The 15,841-nt window shown below is 73.0% G+C and carries 18 protein-coding genes; 9 read left to right on the forward strand and 9 right to left on the reverse strand.

Going from position 1 to position 15,841, the window contains the following annotated elements:
* Positions 1–215: 215 nt before the first annotated feature.
* Positions 216–380: a hypothetical protein gene (locus ACIQCH_RS35855; protein ID WP_402588089.1), complete on the reverse strand. Its 165-nt coding sequence runs from the start codon at positions 378–380 to the stop codon at positions 216–218.
* A gap of 101 nt (positions 381–481) precedes the next feature.
* Here ACIQCH_RS35855 and ACIQCH_RS35860 point away from each other — a divergent pair, with 101 nt between their 5' ends.
* Positions 482–1,714: a type ISP restriction/modification enzyme gene (locus ACIQCH_RS35860; protein ID WP_402588091.1), complete on the forward strand. Its 1,233-nt coding sequence runs from the start codon at positions 482–484 to the stop codon at positions 1,712–1,714.
* Positions 1,715–1,834: 120 nt separating this feature from the next.
* On the opposite strand, the gene ACIQCH_RS35865 is transcribed toward ACIQCH_RS35860, so the two are convergent.
* Together ACIQCH_RS35865 and ACIQCH_RS35870 are read right to left on the reverse strand one after the other, a co-directional pair.
* Positions 1,835–2,179, reverse strand: coding sequence for a hypothetical protein (locus ACIQCH_RS35865; protein ID WP_402588093.1), 345 nt, complete (start codon positions 2,177–2,179; stop codon positions 1,835–1,837).
* A gap of 252 nt (positions 2,180–2,431) precedes the next feature.
* On the reverse strand, positions 2,432–3,184 hold the full coding sequence (locus ACIQCH_RS35870) for a TetR/AcrR family transcriptional regulator (RefSeq protein ID WP_402588095.1): 753 nt from the start codon (positions 3,182–3,184) through the stop codon (positions 2,432–2,434).
* Between the two features lie 64 nt (positions 3,185–3,248).
* Here ACIQCH_RS35870 and ACIQCH_RS35875 point away from each other — a divergent pair, with 64 nt between their 5' ends.
* From ACIQCH_RS35875 to ACIQCH_RS35885, 3 genes are all read left to right on the forward strand, one after another.
* A complete protein-coding gene (locus ACIQCH_RS35875; protein ID WP_402588097.1) occupies positions 3,249–4,334 on the forward strand; it encodes an ATP-binding cassette domain-containing protein in 1,086 nt (361 codons plus the stop codon).
* Positions 4,331–5,125: an ABC transporter permease gene (locus tag ACIQCH_RS35880; RefSeq protein ID WP_402588099.1), complete on the forward strand. Its 795-nt coding sequence runs from the start codon at positions 4,331–4,333 to the stop codon at positions 5,123–5,125. The genes ACIQCH_RS35875 and ACIQCH_RS35880 overlap by 4 nt, the downstream gene beginning before the upstream one ends.
* A 547-nt stretch (positions 5,126–5,672) precedes the next feature.
* Entirely contained in the window at positions 5,673–6,869 is a 1,197-nt protein-coding gene (locus ACIQCH_RS35885) for a CaiB/BaiF CoA transferase family protein (protein ID WP_402588101.1), read from the forward strand.
* 41 nt (positions 6,870–6,910) lie between these two features.
* Here the strand turns inward: ACIQCH_RS35885 and ACIQCH_RS35890 are convergent, their stop codons facing one another.
* Positions 6,911–7,177: a hypothetical protein gene (locus tag ACIQCH_RS35890; protein ID WP_078910451.1), complete on the reverse strand. Its 267-nt coding sequence runs from the start codon at positions 7,175–7,177 to the stop codon at positions 6,911–6,913.
* 342 nt (positions 7,178–7,519) lie between these two features.
* Here ACIQCH_RS35890 and ACIQCH_RS35895 point away from each other — a divergent pair, with 342 nt between their 5' ends.
* The gene (locus ACIQCH_RS35895) at positions 7,520–8,659 is read left to right on the forward strand and encodes a serine/threonine-protein kinase (protein ID WP_402588103.1); all 1,140 of its coding nucleotides are present in this window, start codon (positions 7,520–7,522) and stop codon (positions 8,657–8,659) included.
* 130 nt (positions 8,660–8,789) lie between these two features.
* Here the strand turns inward: ACIQCH_RS35895 and ACIQCH_RS35900 are convergent, their stop codons facing one another.
* Positions 8,790–9,599, reverse strand: a complete 810-nt coding sequence (locus tag ACIQCH_RS35900) for an SGNH/GDSL hydrolase family protein (RefSeq protein WP_402588105.1) — start codon at positions 9,597–9,599, stop codon at positions 8,790–8,792.
* A gap of 197 nt (positions 9,600–9,796) precedes the next feature.
* Between ACIQCH_RS35900 and ACIQCH_RS35905 the strand changes: the two genes are divergently transcribed.
* On the forward strand, positions 9,797–10,900 hold the full coding sequence (locus tag ACIQCH_RS35905) for a DUF5925 domain-containing protein (protein ID WP_402588107.1): 1,104 nt from the start codon (positions 9,797–9,799) through the stop codon (positions 10,898–10,900).
* A gap of 51 nt (positions 10,901–10,951) precedes the next feature.
* Here the strand turns inward: ACIQCH_RS35905 and ACIQCH_RS35910 are convergent, their stop codons facing one another.
* On the reverse strand, positions 10,952–11,329 hold the full coding sequence (locus ACIQCH_RS35910; protein WP_402588109.1) for a GntR family transcriptional regulator: 378 nt from the start codon (positions 11,327–11,329) through the stop codon (positions 10,952–10,954).
* Positions 11,330–11,422: 93 nt separating this feature from the next.
* Here ACIQCH_RS35910 and ACIQCH_RS35915 point away from each other — a divergent pair, with 93 nt between their 5' ends.
* Together ACIQCH_RS35915 and ACIQCH_RS35920 are read left to right on the forward strand one after the other, a co-directional pair.
* The gene (locus ACIQCH_RS35915) at positions 11,423–12,370 is read left to right on the forward strand and encodes a GNAT family N-acetyltransferase (protein ID WP_402588111.1); all 948 of its coding nucleotides are present in this window, start codon (positions 11,423–11,425) and stop codon (positions 12,368–12,370) included.
* Positions 12,367–12,840: a DUF402 domain-containing protein gene (locus ACIQCH_RS35920; RefSeq protein ID WP_402588113.1), complete on the forward strand. Its 474-nt coding sequence runs from the start codon at positions 12,367–12,369 to the stop codon at positions 12,838–12,840. Before ACIQCH_RS35915 ends, ACIQCH_RS35920 begins: the two co-directional genes overlap by 4 nt.
* A 52-nt stretch (positions 12,841–12,892) precedes the next feature.
* On the opposite strand, the gene ACIQCH_RS35925 is transcribed toward ACIQCH_RS35920, so the two are convergent.
* Positions 12,893–13,315, reverse strand: coding sequence for a GNAT family N-acetyltransferase (locus ACIQCH_RS35925; protein WP_402588115.1), 423 nt, complete (start codon positions 13,313–13,315; stop codon positions 12,893–12,895).
* Between the two features lie 316 nt (positions 13,316–13,631).
* On the opposite strand from ACIQCH_RS35925, the gene ACIQCH_RS35930 reads away from it, so the two are divergent.
* Positions 13,632–14,168, forward strand: a complete 537-nt coding sequence (locus tag ACIQCH_RS35930) for a hypothetical protein (RefSeq protein ID WP_402588116.1) — start codon at positions 13,632–13,634, stop codon at positions 14,166–14,168.
* 157 nt (positions 14,169–14,325) lie between these two features.
* On the opposite strand, the gene xerC is transcribed toward ACIQCH_RS35930, so the two are convergent.
* Complete coding sequence (gene xerC, locus ACIQCH_RS35935; protein ID WP_402588118.1) at positions 14,326–15,351, reverse strand: tyrosine recombinase XerC; 1,026 nt, start codon at positions 15,349–15,351, stop codon at positions 14,326–14,328.
* Between the two features lie 222 nt (positions 15,352–15,573).
* Positions 15,574–15,780 (reverse strand): excisionase family DNA-binding protein, encoded by a 207-nt coding sequence (locus ACIQCH_RS35940; RefSeq protein ID WP_402588120.1) that lies wholly within the window; start codon positions 15,778–15,780, stop codon positions 15,574–15,576.
* Between the last annotated feature and the right edge of the window lie 61 nt (positions 15,781–15,841).

The following is a 15,841-nucleotide window of genomic DNA, read 5'->3' on the forward strand; positions in this document are numbered from 1 at the left end:
AGGCAGGCCCGGGCCAGGGGTGGCCGAAGGCCAGGGCGAAGCCCCAAAGCCCCTGGGGTGGGCCTGCCGCAGGGCCTGCAGGCCGCCCCTGTCAAGCGCCGAGGGGACCCACACACCACGGGGCGGCCCCACGAAGCGAGCCCACCCCGACACCGCTGGCACTCACACCGGCGAGCCCACTCTCTCCGCCACGCACATCCCCCACTTCTTGTCGTCTACTTCTTGTCGTCGTCAGCAGTCCGCTCGCCCTCGGCCTGCGAGGGGGTGGTGCGCGCGGTCATGGGGTGCTGGAACTGCTTGCGTTCCTTGTCGTCCATGTCCTCGTCGAGACGTTCGCCCTCCGCCTGCGACGGGGTCGAGTACTCGTCGTACTGGCTCATGACCAGCCTCCTCGGTCCGGGCATGCCGCACGGATGCGGACATCTGCCCACAAAAGGAGCGTAGCTCTTGTCCCGGCCGATCGGGTTCGGATGCCGTTAGCATGCGGGCCGTGAGCGATACGCCGCTGGTCTCCGACGTGCCTCTGCTGGACGATCTGATGCCCTGGTCGGTGCCGCCGCTGCGGCTCGGCCGCGCCTGGGTGGTGGCGCCGGACGCACGGACCCTGCGGGCCCGCTGGGACGCGCTGGTCCGCGCCGAGGGCGCGGAGCGGGAGCGACTGTTCCGGCCGACCCGGGCGCGCGGCGTGCGGACCGGTGTCGGCGCGCTGCCGGGGCAGGCCACGGGAACGGTACGGCTGGCCCGGGAGGCCGGACCGTGTCCCGAGCCGGTGCGGGTGCTGCACGAGCCCTTCGACGAGCAGTGGCTGCTCCCGGACCACCGACTGATCGACTCGGCACGCCCGGAGCTGTGGCGGATCGCCGACGCACGCCAGCTCTTCGTCCTGGAGCTGGGCCACGTCCACCAGGCCGGCCGCGCCCCCGGCCCGGCGCTGCTGGCCTCGGCGGTGCTGCCCGAGGGCCGCTCCCCCGGCGGCCGGCCGGGCCGGATCCGGCCGTTGTACCGCAGGCCTGACGGGGCGGAACCGAACCTGGCCCCGGGACTGCTGCCGCTGCTGAGCGGTCGCTACGGGTGCGAGGTGGCCCCGGAGGACGTGCCGGCCTGGGCGCTGGCGGCCGGGCGGCCGGCCCCGGGCGGCTGCCGCGTACCGCTGCCCGCATCCGGGGAGCGGTGGCGGGCGGGCGTCGAGCTGGGCCACCGGCTGCTGGCCGCACAGCTGCGCGGGGCGCACGGGGCCCAGGCACCCCGGCTGCCGGGCGGGCGGCGTCCGTACGTACGGGCCGCGCTGCCGGCCTGGCCGGCCGGACCCGCGTACGACCCCGACGCGGAGGCGCTGGTCCTGGATGGCGGGCGGATCGCACCGGTGCCGGCCGCGGCCTGGGAGTTCGAAGTGTCGGGGGTGCGGGTGCTGGAGCGGTGGTTCGAGCGCCGCGGCGCGCACCGGGAGGCCGAGGGGCTGGAGGGCATCGGGCCTGCGGTGTGGCCGCAGGAGTGGACCTCGGAGCTGCTGGCGCTGATCACCGTGCTGGCGCTGCTGGCCGAAGCGGAGCCGGAGCGGGCCGCGTTGGCGGCCGCCCTGGACGCGGACCCGGGGCCGGGAGCGGGCGAGCTGCGGGCGGCCGGCGTCCTGCCGGTCCCGGCCTCGGCCCGCCGACCCGCGTCGGTGCTGGACCATCAGGAGGAAGGCCCGGACGGGCAGTTCGCACTGCTCTGACCGGCACCCGCACCCCGACAACGCACTCTCGGCGGCTGCGCCGTGGCTGCGGACCACCTGGACGGGACGACCGGCTTCTGCGCGGTCTCCGGAGCCCGAGCCGTGCTGGCGTGCGGTACGTCAGGGCGTGCAGTACGCGATGGCTCCCGCCTCCGCCACCACGCCGCTCGGGTTCTCGAAGACCACCACCCAGGTGTCGCCGGGCAGGCTGGTCCGCGCTTGCCAGGACTCGCCCGGGGTGACCCCCACGTTGTAGGTCCATCGGTACCAACCGCCCGAGATCGCCGTCTGCCCCGCGAAACAGACGGCCTTGGCCAGGGCGCTGCCGTGGGCCGGCACCTTGACGACCTGCCCCATCACCTGCGTGAGCTGCGGGGCCGCGGGTGCTGCGACGGCCGGACCGGCCCCGGCCGTCAGAGCGAGTGCGAACGAGGCGAGCACGCTCGCCATGGGCTGGATTCTCATGTGGTCACTCCCGGGGGACGTGGGACTAGGAGACAACGGGAGTGTGAATCCGCGCGACCGACCGGATCGCGCGACAAGCTGGAGCACGCTGGTCGGATCATCACATCGGGCGATCCCTTGCACCAGCACGACACCCGATCACGGCGCTAGCCGACCAAGATGGATCTCACTGACATCCGCTGCGGCGATGCTCCTCGAGGGCCAGGCACGACCGTGCCTCTGAAGCGAGCACCCGGGCGTTTCACCCCAGTCTCAGCCTCCGCCCCCCGCCTCAGCCTCAGCCTCAGCCTCAAACGAGTCGAACAAGCGCAGCAGCATCCGGTCGAAGACCGCGTCCAGCGGTTCCGGCGGCGCGCCGAGGCTCTCCGCGAGCGCCGCCGCCAGCCGCGGATAGGCACCCGTGGCCATCTGCTCGGCGAGGTACGCGCCGCGCACCTCCGCCTCCTGCGCCTCGGTCCACGGCAGCCCGCGCACCCGCTCGGCGGCATCCAGCTCACTCGCCACGAAGGTCGTCACGGTGCCGTTGACCGAGGCGATCAGCTCGACCTTCCGGGCGGCCGCGAGGGCCAGCCCGTCCATGCAGGCCAGCGAGTGCTCCAGGTACCGCAGCGCGTGCGGGCTGAAGCCGTACACGGGCGACAGCAGCCGGGGCAGCCACGGGTGGCGGTGCATCAGCGCGCGGCTCTGCCGGGCCAGGTCCAGGAGGTCGGCGCGCCAGTCGCCGGACGGGCGCTGGGGGTAGACGTACTCCGCGCTGACGGCGTCGACCATCAGCTCGTACAGGTCCTCCTTGCGCGGGACGTAGTTGTAGAGCGACATCGTGCCCGCCCCGATGCCGGCGGCGACCCGACGCATGGAGACGGCGTCGATGCCCTCCTCGTCGGCGACCCGCACCGCTTCCGCCGCGATGCCCTCGCGGCTGTGGGCCGGGCGCGGGCCGCGTCCCGCACGCTGCGGACGCACCCAGATCACCCCGGGGACAGCGGGACGCCCGCTGGCTGCCATTGATCATCACCTCGCCCACCATCGTAGTTACGTACGCCGTACGTAGTCAGGTAGGGTAACCGCCATGACGACAACTACGTACGCTGTACTTAGTGAGGGTCTGGAGAAGCGCTACGGCCCGGTCGAGGCGCTGCGCGGCCTCGACCTCGCCGTGCCCGAGGGCACGGTCTGCGGGCTGCTCGGCGCCAACGGCGCCGGCAAGACCACCGCCGTACGGGTGCTCACGACCCTGACCGCCCCGGACGCCGGCACGGCCCGGGTGGCCGGCCACGACGTGCGGCGCGAACCTGCTGCCGTACGCCGCGCGATCGGCGTGACGGGCCAGTACGCCTCGGTCGACGGGGACCTCACCGGTCGCGAGAACCTGCGGCTGTTCGCACGGCTGGCAGGGGTGCGCGGCCGGGCCGCGCGGGAGCGGGCGGACGGGCTGCTGGACCGGTTCGGGCTCGCGGAGGCCGCGGACCGGCCCGCCCGCACCTGGTCCGGCGGCCTGCGGCGGCGCCTGGACCTGGCTGCGGGGCTGCTCACCCGGCCGCGGGTGCTGTTCCTCGACGAGCCGACGACCGGGCTCGACCCGCGCAGCCGGACGCAGATCTGGGAGGCGGTCCGGGAACTCGCCGACGAGGGCGCGACGGTGCTGCTGACCACCCAGTACCTCGAGGAGGCCGACCGGCTGGCCGACGACATCGCGCTGATCGACCGCGGGCGGGTGGCCCAGACCGGCACGCCGGCCGGCCTCAAGAGCCTGGTCGGGGGGTACGCGGAGGTGACCGTGGCCACCACGGCCGCGGTGGGCGGGAACGCGATGGGCGGAGACGCGGTGGCCGCGGCAGCCGCCGTACTCGACCGGCTCACCGGCGCGCTGCCGGTGCTCGACCGGGAGCGGTGCACCGTCGGGGTGGTGGCCGCCGATCCGACCCTCACACTGCCGCGGATCGTCCGGGAGCTGGACGCGGCCGGGGTGCCGGTGGTCGACGCGAGCCTGCGGCCGCCGAGCCTGGACGAGGTGTTCCTGCGGCTGACGGCCACGGCCGGCGAGGTCGCGGGCAGCGGGAGGACGGCGGCGGGCACGGACACCTCACACGTGACCACCCCGCCCACGACCAACACGCCCACCGCGCCCGCCACCGGACGGGAGCGTGCGGCATGAGCGCCGGCGGGGTCCTCAACGACGGCACGGCGGTCCTGGGCCGCCAGTTGCAGCGCGCCCGGCACGCTCCGGCGCTCCTGGTCATGACGCAGACCATGCCGATCACGATGCTGCTGTTCTTCGGCTACGTGTTCGGCAGCGCACTCGCGGTGCCGGGCGCCGAGTACCGGGAGTTCCTGGTGCCCGGGCTACTGGCCGCGACGGCGGCCAACGGACTGATGACGGGCATGTTCACGGCCGCCCAGGACGCCCACCGCGGGGTGATGGACCGGTTCCGCACCCTGCCGATGAGCCGGGCCGCGGTCCCGTTGGGGCAGACGGCGGCCGACCTGGTGACCACCGGGGTCGGCATGGTGCCGCTGGTCCTGGTGGGGCTGGCGGTGGGTTGGCGCGCCGAGGGCGGACTGCCCGGGCTGCTGGGCGCGTTCGGCGTCCTGCTGCTCTTCCGCTTCGCGACCGCCTGGCTGGGCACGTACCTGGGTCTGCTCGCACCGAACGAGGAGAGCGCCGGCCAGCTGGGGAGCGCGACCTTCGTGCTGCCGCTGCTGTCGAGCGCGTACATCCCCACGGCGGGGCTGCCCGACTGGCTGCGGGCGGTGGCCGAGTGGAACCCGATCAGCGCCGTGGCCACGGCCGTGCGGGAGCTGTGCGGGAACGCGGGCGGCGAGACCGTCGCGGGGGCCGCCTGGCCGGTGGCCCACCCGGTGGCGGGCGCGCTGTGCTGGTCCCTCGCCCTGCTCCTGGTCTCCGTCCCGCTGGCCGCGCGCCGCTTCTCCCGGGGTGGGGGGTGAGGCGGTGGGTTGCGGTGGCCGGATGCGGCGGCCGGGTGCGGCGGCTGCTTGAAGGCGGCGCGTGCCGCAGCCCGCGTACGTCAGCGTGAGGCGGCTGCTTGCGGGGGTCGTGTGAGCAGCCGTGCGGGGCGGCCGCCGCGCGGTGTGTGGGTCCCCTCGGCGCTTGACCCGGTACGGCCTGCAGGCCCTGCGGCAGGCCCACCCCCGGGGCTTCGGGGCTTCGCCCTGGCCTTCGGCCACCCCAGGCCCGGGCCTGCCTCCGGACCAGCCTGCCCTACCGCCTCAAGCACCTCCCCCACACACCACGCGGCGGCACTCTCGCGAGATGCCGGGCCGTGACCGCGACCGCGACCACGCACCAACGCGCCGCGACCGATGCCGAGGGGTGCGACCACCCACCAAACACACCGCGACCGGTGCCGATCGGCACGACCACGCACCAGCGCCCCGCAACCAGGTGTCGAGAGGTGCGACCCGGCACCAAGTGGTGCTCGATCGGTGATCGAGGGGTGACAAGGCGGGGGTGCAGCGGGTAGGTCTGCGTGACATGAGCATCGTGCCCCTCCCCCTGGACGGGATCACCGTCGTCGCCGTCGAGCAGGCCGTCTCGGCCCCGTTCGCCACCCGTCAGCTCGCCGACCTCGGCGCCCGGGTGATCAAGGTCGAGCGCCCCGACGGCGGTGATTTCGCGCGCGGGTACGACACCGCGGCGCACGGACTGGCCTCGCACTTCGTGTGGGCCAACCGCGGCAAGGAGTCGATCGCCCTCGACCTCAAGGACCCACGCGGCCGCGAGGTGCTGGAGCGGCTCGTCGCGGACGCGGACGTGTTCGTGCAGAACCTGGCCCAGGGGGCGGCGGCCCGGCTCGGCCTCGACGCGGCAGCGCTCTGCGCCCGCCACCCCCGCCTGGTGGCCGTCGACATCTCCGGGTACGGAGCCGAGGGACCGTACGCGCACAAACGGGCCTACGACATGCTGGTGCAGTGCGAGGCGGGGCTGGTGTCGGTCACCGGCACCCCGGAGCAGCCGGTCAAGGCCGGTGTTCCGGCGGCCGACATCGCAGCGGCGATGTACGCGTTCTCGGGCGTGCTGGCGGCCCTGCTGCGGCGCGCCACCACCGGACTCGGCGGCCCCGTGGAGGTCTCGATGCTGGACGCGCTCGCCGAGTGGATGGGGCACCCGCTGCACCACACCATGCACGGCGGCCGGGAGCCGGAGCGGACGGGCCTGGCCCATGCGGTGATCGCCCCGTACGACGCCTACGCCACGGCCGACGGCGGCCGGGTCCTGCTCTCCGTGCAGAACGACCGGGAGTGGCGGCGGCTGGCCGAACACGTCCTGGAGCGACCCGAGTTGGCCGAGGATGCGGCGTACGCGACCAATGCCGCGCGGACCGCGCACCGGGAACGGACCGACGCGGCGGTCGCGAAGGCCCTGGGCGCGCTCGATGCCGACGAGGCCGTACGGCGGCTGGAGGCGGCCGGGATCGCCTGCGCGCGCCTGAACACGGTCACCGAGCTGGCCGGGCATCCCCAGCTCGCGGCCCGGGACCGCTGGCGTGAGGTGGGGTCACCGGTGGGGCCGCTGCGGGCCCTGCTGCCGCCGATCGGACTGCCGGGCGGGGCGGAACCGCGCATGGGCGCGGTCCCCGCGCTCGGCGAGCACACCGACGCCCTGCTGCGCGCCCTGGGGATGACGGACGCGCAGATCACGGCACTGCGTGGGGACGGTGTGGTCGCCTGAGGATCGATGCCGGGGGACGGGTGCGGGAGGGGACTGCCGCGTCAGTGGCGGCTGCCGAAGAGCGAGCGGCGCAGTCGGCGCAGCGGCGCGAAGAGCGAGACCCGCGCGCTCCGGCTCCGGTGGCCGTGCTTGACGTCGCGCGCCGTCAGCTCGCGCATCAGCAGGGTCGCCTCGGCGGCCTCCCGCTGCGGGATGGCGGGGCCACCCAGCACGGCGAGGTGGCGGTCGAGGCGCGTACTCGTCGCCTTGCTACCGCAGGTGATGGCAGGCACGCGGGGCGGCCTGCTGCGCATTGCTATCTGTTCCATGTCTCTCCCCACCCGTACGAGGGCACCCGGCCCGGGCAGGTTAACCCTATCGCCCCCGTATGGCAGTGCGGTATCCCGGGAGGGGTGATTGACCACGCACTAGACGGGATTGACGGTCACTCACCGAAATCGACCGTTACGCTCCGAACACGCTCGGTCGCGAAAGTGAATTCCGGGGCCCGTGGGGCGAGTTGCTCGCGAGCCACCCGCGGACTTGGCTCACGACGGGCTGGCAAATCGTCCGGACTGGGCTAACTTGGAGTGATCGCCCGGTTGCGGTCGAAGGGGACCCCCGGGGGCGGTTCGCCGGGTGCGGAGCCCGGCTGCGGATGGGGGGCTCGCGTGGGCGGAGTTCCGAGCGGTGGGCCCGAGCGCCTGCTCGCCGGCCGGTACCGGCTGACCGGTCCGCTGGGGCAGGGGGCAGTGGGCCTGGTGTGGCGGGCCCGGGACGAGGTGCTGGGCCGCGACGTGGCCGTCAAGGAGGTGCGCGCGCCCGAGGGCGTGGACCCGGCGGAGGCGCGGCGGATGTACGTACGGCTCGAGCGCGAGGCGCGGTCGGCGGCCCGGATCACGCACCGGGGCGTCGTGCGGGTGTACGACGTGGCGCTCGAGGGCGGCCGCCCGTGGATCGTGATGGAGCTCGTCAAGGGGCTCTCGCTGGCGGAGGTGCTGGAGGCGGAGGGTCCGCTGCCGGCGCACCGGGCGGCGCACATCGGGGAGCAGGTGCTGGCGGCGTTGCGCTCGGCGCACGAGGCCGGGGTGCTGCACCGGGACGTCAAGCCGGGCAACGTGCTCGTCGCGAACGACGGCCGGGTGCTGTTGAGCGACTTCGGGCTGTCGACGGCAGCGGGGGCGGCCGGCTCGCAGCCGGAGTTCCTCGCGCCGGAGCGGGTGTTGGGCCGGGCCCCCGGGCCGGAGTCGGACCTGTGGTCGCTGGGCACGATGCTGCACGCGGCCGTGGCGGGCGCGTCGCCGTTCGCGCGGAGCACCCCGGAGGCCACCCTGCGGGCCGTTCTGGACGAGGAGCCGCCCGTCGCGCGCCGGGCCGGGGAGCTGGCCCCGGTGATCGCGGGACTGCTGCACAAGGACCCGGCGGCCCGGCTGTCGGCCCCGGAGACGGCCCGGATGCTGCGGATCGTGGGCGCGGGCGGGTCGGTACGCGCGACCGGCGGGCCGGTCTCGGACCCGGACGGGCCCCTCGGCGGGTCGGGCGGGTCGGCCGGATCGGGTTGGTCACGTGGACCAGGCGGTGGGTCGAGCTCGGCAGGTGGGTCCGGGGCGGTGGACGGACGGGGCGCACCCGTGGGCGGACCCGTGCGCGCACCCGCCGCGGGCGCACCCGTCCCGGCGGGCCCGGTGTCCGCGGCGGACGACGGTCCGGCGGCCGGGACCTCCGGCGTCGGCGCGGGCCTGGTGCTGGCGGTCGGCGTGCTCGCCCTGCTGGCCGCCTTCACGGCTCTGATCTGGGCACTGCTCCGCTGACGCCCCGACACGAGGAGGGGAAGGCCGGGGAGGCCCCGTCGGACGGGGCCTCCCCCACGGCTCACCGGATCTGGCGGTCCCGGTCGCCGCGTGCCGGACGGCTCGGCAGGGGCTCGACGGCGGACGGCCGTCAGGCCGCGGAGTTGAACGGCGGCAGGTAGCCGCCCGACTGCCCGGCGGCGGTCGGGTGGTACGACTCGCCGATGTTGAGCCAGTTGACGCTGTGCAGCCACGCGCTGCTGGAGCAGATCTCGTGGCCGGTGAAGGACCCGACGACCGAGGCGAAGGTGAAGCCGTGGTCGGCGGCGCGCTTGGCGGTCGCGGTGTTCAGGTAGTCGGACGCGCCGTTGATGGCGCTGCGCTCGGTCTCGGACAGTCCGGTCGCGCAGGTACCGGCGAGCTTGTAGAAGCGCGGGTACCCGAGCACCACCACGTGCGCGGCGGGCGCCTTGGCGCGGATCGCCGAGTACACCTGGTCGAGCTTGCCGGGCAGGGTGGAGTCGACGTACGCCTTCGCCTGGTTGATCCGGCTCAGGCAGGAGGACTCGGACTGCAGCACACAGGTCGTCATGACGTCGGAGAAGCCGGCGTCGTTGCCTCCGATCGTGATGCTGACGAGGTCGGTGTCCGCGTTCAGCGGACCCATCTGGCCGGAGAGGACGTCACCCGTACGAGCGCCCGAGCAGGCGGTGAAACCGAAGCTGCCGGGTGAATGGGCGGCGGCCCAGAGGACCGGATAGGCCTTGGTACTGCGCTTGCAGTTGCCGCTCGCGCTGTCGTAGCTGCCGGCGCCGACGCCGGACGAGTACGAGTCGCCGAGCGCCACGTAGCCGAAGGACGCGGCCTGTTGGGCCGCGGATGCCGGTGCGGCACCGAGGAGCGCGGCGGCCGCGGCGAGCGCGAACGACGACGCGAGCGCCGCGAGTCGGGACAGTTTCATGGACCCTCCCTTAGCAGGACTTCTGCGTCTTCCGTGGTAGCGCCGGACGCGGCCCTCTGGAAGTGTCCATGCCAAGAATGTTGCGGGAAGGATTGGCGGGAAACCTTCACCTGCCCGTGGTTTGCGTACGGAAGTACGGTGGACGAACCGGCGAAACCCGGGTGCGCGGGAGCAGTTGGTGCCGGATCATGACAGCCATGTCACAGACCTCGGGCGACCCGCGGCAGGCACTGCCGATCCGGCTCCACGTGGACGACAGCGACTCGCCGTCCGACGTGGTCGACGCGCTGTTCCTGGGCCGGTTCGCCAACGGCGAGCAGCCCTACTCCCACAGCACGACCATCGAACGGGTCAAGAAGGGCGCCACGCTCCTGCCGGCGTCGGCCAGCGTGCTCCGCGCGGCCCGCGACAGCGACCGCAGCGCCACCCTCGCCGAGGGCGAGGGCTGGACCCTGCTCGTCTCGCGCTGGAACCGCGGCGCCGACGTCACCGTCACCGCCGTCACCGAGGAGCTGGCCACCCGCGTGCTGGGCGAGGCCACCGAGGGCGCCCAGGACGAGCCCGAGCCGCAGCCCGAGAACGTCACGATGGGCTTCTGGTACGTCTCCCCGCGCCGCGGCCCGTACCGCACGACCCGTCAGATCGAGGCCGGCACCTGGGCCGAGGTCCGCCCGAACTACACCGCGCCGGTGGCCGGGGCCATGGACCGGCTCATGAAGGTCACCCCCGACGACATCTCGGGCCGGCTGCTCCTGCTGCACGGCCCGCCCGGAACCGGCAAGACCTCCGCGCTGCGCACCCTGGCCCGCTCCTGGCGCGACTGGTGCCAGGTGGACTGCGTGCTGGACCCGGAGCGGCTGTTCAACGACGTCGGCTACCTCATGGACATCGCCATCGGCGAGGACGAGGGCAACGCGAAGGGCCGTTGGCGGCTGCTGCTCCTGGAGGACTGCGACGAGCTGATCCGCGGCGAGGCCCGGCACACCGCCGGCCAGGCGCTGTCGCGGCTGCTCAACCTCACCGACGGGCTGCTGGGACAGGGCCGCAACGTCCTCGTCGGGGTCACCACCAACGAGGACCTGGAGCGGCTGCACCCGGCCGTGGTGCGGCCCGGGCGCTGCCTGGCGCGCATCGAGGTCGGCAAGCTGAGCCACCGTGAGGCGGTCGAGTGGCTGGGCACCGAGGAGGGCGTCCCGCGCGAGGGCGCCACGATCGCGGAGCTCTTCGCCCTGCGGCGGGGCACGGGACCGGCCTCGGTGCCGTCCCAGCACGAGGGCGCGGACGCGGGGCTGTACCTCTAGGCACGGACCGAGGGGACCCGCGCACCACGGGCCGACCCCGCCCGCGCCGGTTCAGTACCGCGCGCGCAGGGCCTCCCGTACGAGCTCGAGCGCGGCCTCCCGGTCGAGGCCGAGCCGCTGCGCCCGCTCGGCGTACGCCTGGGCCGCCGCGGCACCCTCGCGCTGCGCCGCGTCCCCGGCAGCGGCGACGAAGGTGCCGGCCCGGCCCCGGGTCTCGATCACCCCGTCCGACTCCAGCGCGCGGTAGGCCTTGGCGACCGTGTTGGGGGCCAGGCCGAGGTCCTCGGCGAGGCCGCGTACGGTCGGCAGTTTGAAGCCCGCGGGCAGCCTGCCGCTGCGGGCCTGGCCGGCGATCTGGGCGCGCAGCTGCTCGTACGGCGCGGTCGCGGCGCCCGGGTCGACGGCGATCTTCAAGATCTTCGAGGTCACGGGCCCGATTCTCCCCCACCCTCCGGCCGGCCGGGCGGTCGCGCCGGAAAATGGGAGGCGCCCGGCCCGGAGGCGCACGTAACGTCGCCGGACGTGAGCATCCTCATCCGCGATCTGCGTCCCGACGACGACGCCGACCTGACGGTCGCCTCCCGGGTACGGCACGCAGCGCTGCCCTCCATGGTGAGCACCCCGGCCGGGCTGGCCTTCGAGCTGGCGAGCGCCAACCCCGCCGCCCGGCAGCGGATCCTGGTCGCCGAGGAGGCCGGGCAGGTCGTCGGCATCGCCGAGGCGGGGCTGGCGTACGACAGTCCCGAGCCCGGCCAGGCCTCGCTGAACACCTTCGTGGACCCCGCCCACCGGGGCCGGGGCGCCGGCACGGCACTGGCCCGGGCGGGCGAGGAGCACCTGGCCGGCGCCGGCGGCACCCGCGTGTACACGTGGGTGCTCGACGAGCCGGCGTGCACCGGCTTCGCGGCCCGTCGCGGCTACGCGCCGCGCCGCCGGGCGCACTTCCTGCGGCTGGACCTGTCCGCGGGCCCGCTGCCGGAGCGGGTGCCGCTGCCGCCGGGCGTCGAGCTGCTGCCGGCGGCGGCGTTCGCCGACGACCCGCGGCCGCTGTACGAGGCCGACGCGGACGCCACCGCCGACGAGCCGGGGGACGTGCCCGTGGAGCTGTCGGACTACGAGGACTGGCTGCGCACCGTGTGGCACGACCCCACGCTCGACCGCGAGCTGACGATGGTGGCACTCGTGGACGGCGCGGTGGCGGCCTTCAGCGCCGCCCGCACCGACGGCGCCGACCGCTACGGCTCGGCCATGACGGGCACCCGGCGCGCGTACCGCGGCCGCGGGCTCGCCAAGCTCGTGAAGAACGCCTCGCTGCACCGGGCCCGCGCGGCCGGCTACCGGGAGGCGTTCACCGGCAACGACGCGCAGAACGGCCCGATGCTGGCCGTCAACAAGTGGTTCGGGTACGAGATCTGCGCCACCGAGGTGCGGTACGTGAAGACGCTGACGACTCCGGAGGTCTCCCGATGAACATGGCCGTGGCACTGGTGAAGGCCGGCCGGGTCAAGGTCCGCTACCCCGCCGAACTGCTCGCCGACGACGGGCGGCGGGTGACGGTCCGCGCCCCGTGGGCGCTCGACACCGTGCGGGACTTCGGCTTCGTGCGGTTCGAGCCCGGGGACGTGTTCACCGAGCACTTCTGGCGGGACCGCTGGTACGCGGTCAAGGAGGTGCGCACCGGCGAGGGCGTCCTCAAGGGCTGGTACTGCGACGTCACCCGGCCCGCCGTGGTCGGGGACGGGGAGATCGTCTCGGAGGACCTCGACCTGGACCTGTGGGTGTCGGCCGACGCCTCGGCCGTCCTGCGCCTGGACGAGGACGAGTTCGCCGAGAGCGGGCTGGCGGGCCGCGACCCGGAGGCGGCCCGGGCCGCCGAGGCGGCTCTGGACGAGCTCGAACTGCTGGCGAAAATGGGGAAGTTCGGGGAGATCCTGACCTGACCGCCCCGGGCGCCGACGGTCGCCCGGGCAACCCTCCGGAGCCGATCCGGAGTCATGGTGCGTGCGGGGCGAGTCGCTTGCGGTAGTGGAAGCGGTCGTACACCCCGTCGACCCGGCGCTCGGTGAACTCGTAGCCGTAGCGCGGGTAGAGCTCCTGGTTCTCCCACATCAACGCGTTGGTGTAGAGGCGGATCTCGGGCAGGCCGAGCCGGCGCGCGTGCGCGTCGGCGAAGCCCAGCAGCAGCCGCCCCAGGCCCGTTCCACGGGCCCGGGGATGGACGGCGATGCTGTCGAGGAAGAGGTGGTCGCCGCCGGGCACGAGGACGACGACGCCGGACACGGGGGTGCCGGCGACGTACACGTGCCCGGCGGCGATGCCCGCCGCGTGGTCGGCGTCCATCGGCGCCGGCCGGATCCCGATGCGGGCGATGTAGTGGTGGTACGCGGCATCGGTGACCTCCCGGACGGCGTCCACGTCCGCGGCCGTAGCCGGCCGCGGCCACGCCCCCTCCCGGACCGACGCGGACCCGTCCTGCTGCGGCTGATCGCTTATCAAGGGTCCCCCCGGACATCCGTACGCGGTCCTCAGTACCGGCCTCGGGCATTCTAAGGAGAACTCCGTACGGGCCAGTGCGTTCGGGCAGCTCAGCGGGTCCCTCGAAGCACCGCACCACGTCCGATGAGACTGAACATTCGACCTGCACGGCGGTGAGTGGTGGCCACAAACGCTCTGCTCACAGGTCGACTTGAACCGCCTGGACCGTGCGTGACGGGGCCCGTACCCTGTGCTCATGGAGTGGGGGACGCTGGCGGTAGCCGCAGTCGGTGCCGTCTTCGGAATCGGTGCGACGCTCCTGACGGACGTCTTACGTGCGCGCAGGGAAAAGGATCAGCGATGGGCCGAAGCGAAGCGCATCGTGTACGTGCGCTTCCTGACCTCGCTGGCGCAAGCCCATAGCCGCATGACACAGATGGCCTTCCAGAACGAGCACGGGGCCGCTCGACAGCACGCGGTGCACGAAGCGTTCCTCAACGACCCCCAACACTCAGATGCCAAGTCCGTCCTCAGGGAGTTGGCTCTGGCGGCGCCTGATCACGTCTACCGGGCCGCCTCATCGGTCTACCAGCAGCTTCGCGAAGCCCGCGATTTGCTCGTCGTGCATGCGGCGGGTGTCGACGCACCCGAGTACCAACGCGTCATAGGGCCGTTCTTCGCGAACTTGGAGTCTCTGCAGCAGCTGATGCGAGACGATCTGCAACCTCCCTCGTACCGTCGCGTGCGGACAGGCGAAGGCCGCTGGACACCGTCTCAGCACGTCTCGCGCTGACGTGGCACCCGCTACCTGAGCCCCTGCCTATGCATGCCTTAAGTGCGCCCTAAAGACGAATTGCCGCATGCCCCGGCGTTCTGGCAGGTCAGACGTCCCGCCAGAGCACCGGCGCCGATTGCGGGGAGCCAGATTGGGAGCCAGGGCACGGTAACCCTCATGAAGACGAGGGCTCAGCGCCTCGTTGAGGATCGAAGATCTCATCCATTGCTTCGGCCCCCTTGGTGATGACGGGCCGGATCTGCTTCCGGTACACCCGCTCCGTGGTCTGGGTTCCGCTGTGCCCGACCAACCTGGCGATGTCCTCGATTCGAAGCCCGTGGTCGGAGAGAAGCGACACGAAGCTCGTTCGCAGCTCTCTGGTCGTCCAGGCCGCCGGATCGGCGAACCCTGCTTCTTTGAGTAGCGCGCGCAGGTTGCGGCGAACATCGAGCGCTGTCCGGAGTTCAGCAGAAACGTTTGGGAAGACAAGCCCTCCTGGTGCCCACTCTCGTCCGGCTTCCCGGCACGCTGCCTGCTGACTCGCTCTGTGGACACGCAGCACCTCGGCGGCCCTACGGGGCATGGCGAGCGATCGGCGGCTCTTTTGCGTCTTCGTCTCCCCGTGCCTGCGCACGGAGCGCCAGACGTCGATGTACGCCTCGCTGCCGTCCGCTGGATCCGTGTGGACACGATCCCACGTGAGGGGGCGGGTCTCTTCCGTTCGGATGCCCACGAGCAGCGCAAGCACGACGTAGGCGTGAATCCAGGTCCCCTCCCCCGCTTTCAGCACTGCCATGCCTTGTTCGACCGACAGCGACTTGCTCGGCCGACCGGCCTTCCCTTCCGGCACCTCCACGAGCGTCGCAATGTTCTGAGGTACTTTGCCCCGCCGTTGTGCGTGGGTGATTGAGCGGCTGAGCACCGAGAACACCAACTGCAACGACGTGGTGGCCAGGACGTCCTTCCGGTCGTCCAGCCAAGCATCCAGTTGATCCGCGTCCAGATCACGGAGCTTGGCGGCGCCCAGGTGCGGATAGATGTGCGTTGTTGCGAGGCTCCGGTACGTGGACCGACTCGACTCGGCCTTGCCCTTCAGCCCCTGCTCAAGCCACGCCTCCACGGCTTGCTTCACCGTGTAGTGAGCCGGTGCGCGGGCCCCCTTCTCGAGGGCGGCCCTGAGGTCGCGCAGCTTCTTGCGCACCTCCGTCTTCGTACGCCCGGAGACCTTCGGTCGGCGCCGCTTGCCCGATGGGGTGTACCCCAACGAGATGGCTCCGATGTACCGATTCTTGGATGCGTCCCAGTAGATCGAATCGTCGCCGTTCCCGGCACGACGTTTCGTGGGTTCCCTGTCCGACATCAGTTCCTGCCCATGGGGAGGGGCCGCCCCCGACTGGCAGCGGCCCCGGTTCGTGTACGTGGACTAGTGCTCGGTTGCCTCGCGCTCCAAGAGCGCGACGTATTCGTCGATGGCGGCCCTCGGAACCCGCCGTGCCCGGCCTTCTTTGACGGCGCGGAGGCGACCGGTGCGGATCAACTCGAAGACGACGCTGCGGCTCAGGTTGAGCAGGCGTCCGGCTTCCTTGACCGGGACGAGAACGGGCTCCGCCGACGCGATCAGTGTGCTCACTCAGCGCTCCTTGGCCTTTCGGGGGTCCGCAACAGCCGCCACGCCGCAACAGCGCTGGTCA

The sequence above is a fragment of the Streptomyces sp. NPDC093225 genome (genome assembly GCF_044753805.1).
GTDB lineage: Bacteria > Actinomycetota > Actinomycetes > Streptomycetales > Streptomycetaceae > Streptomyces.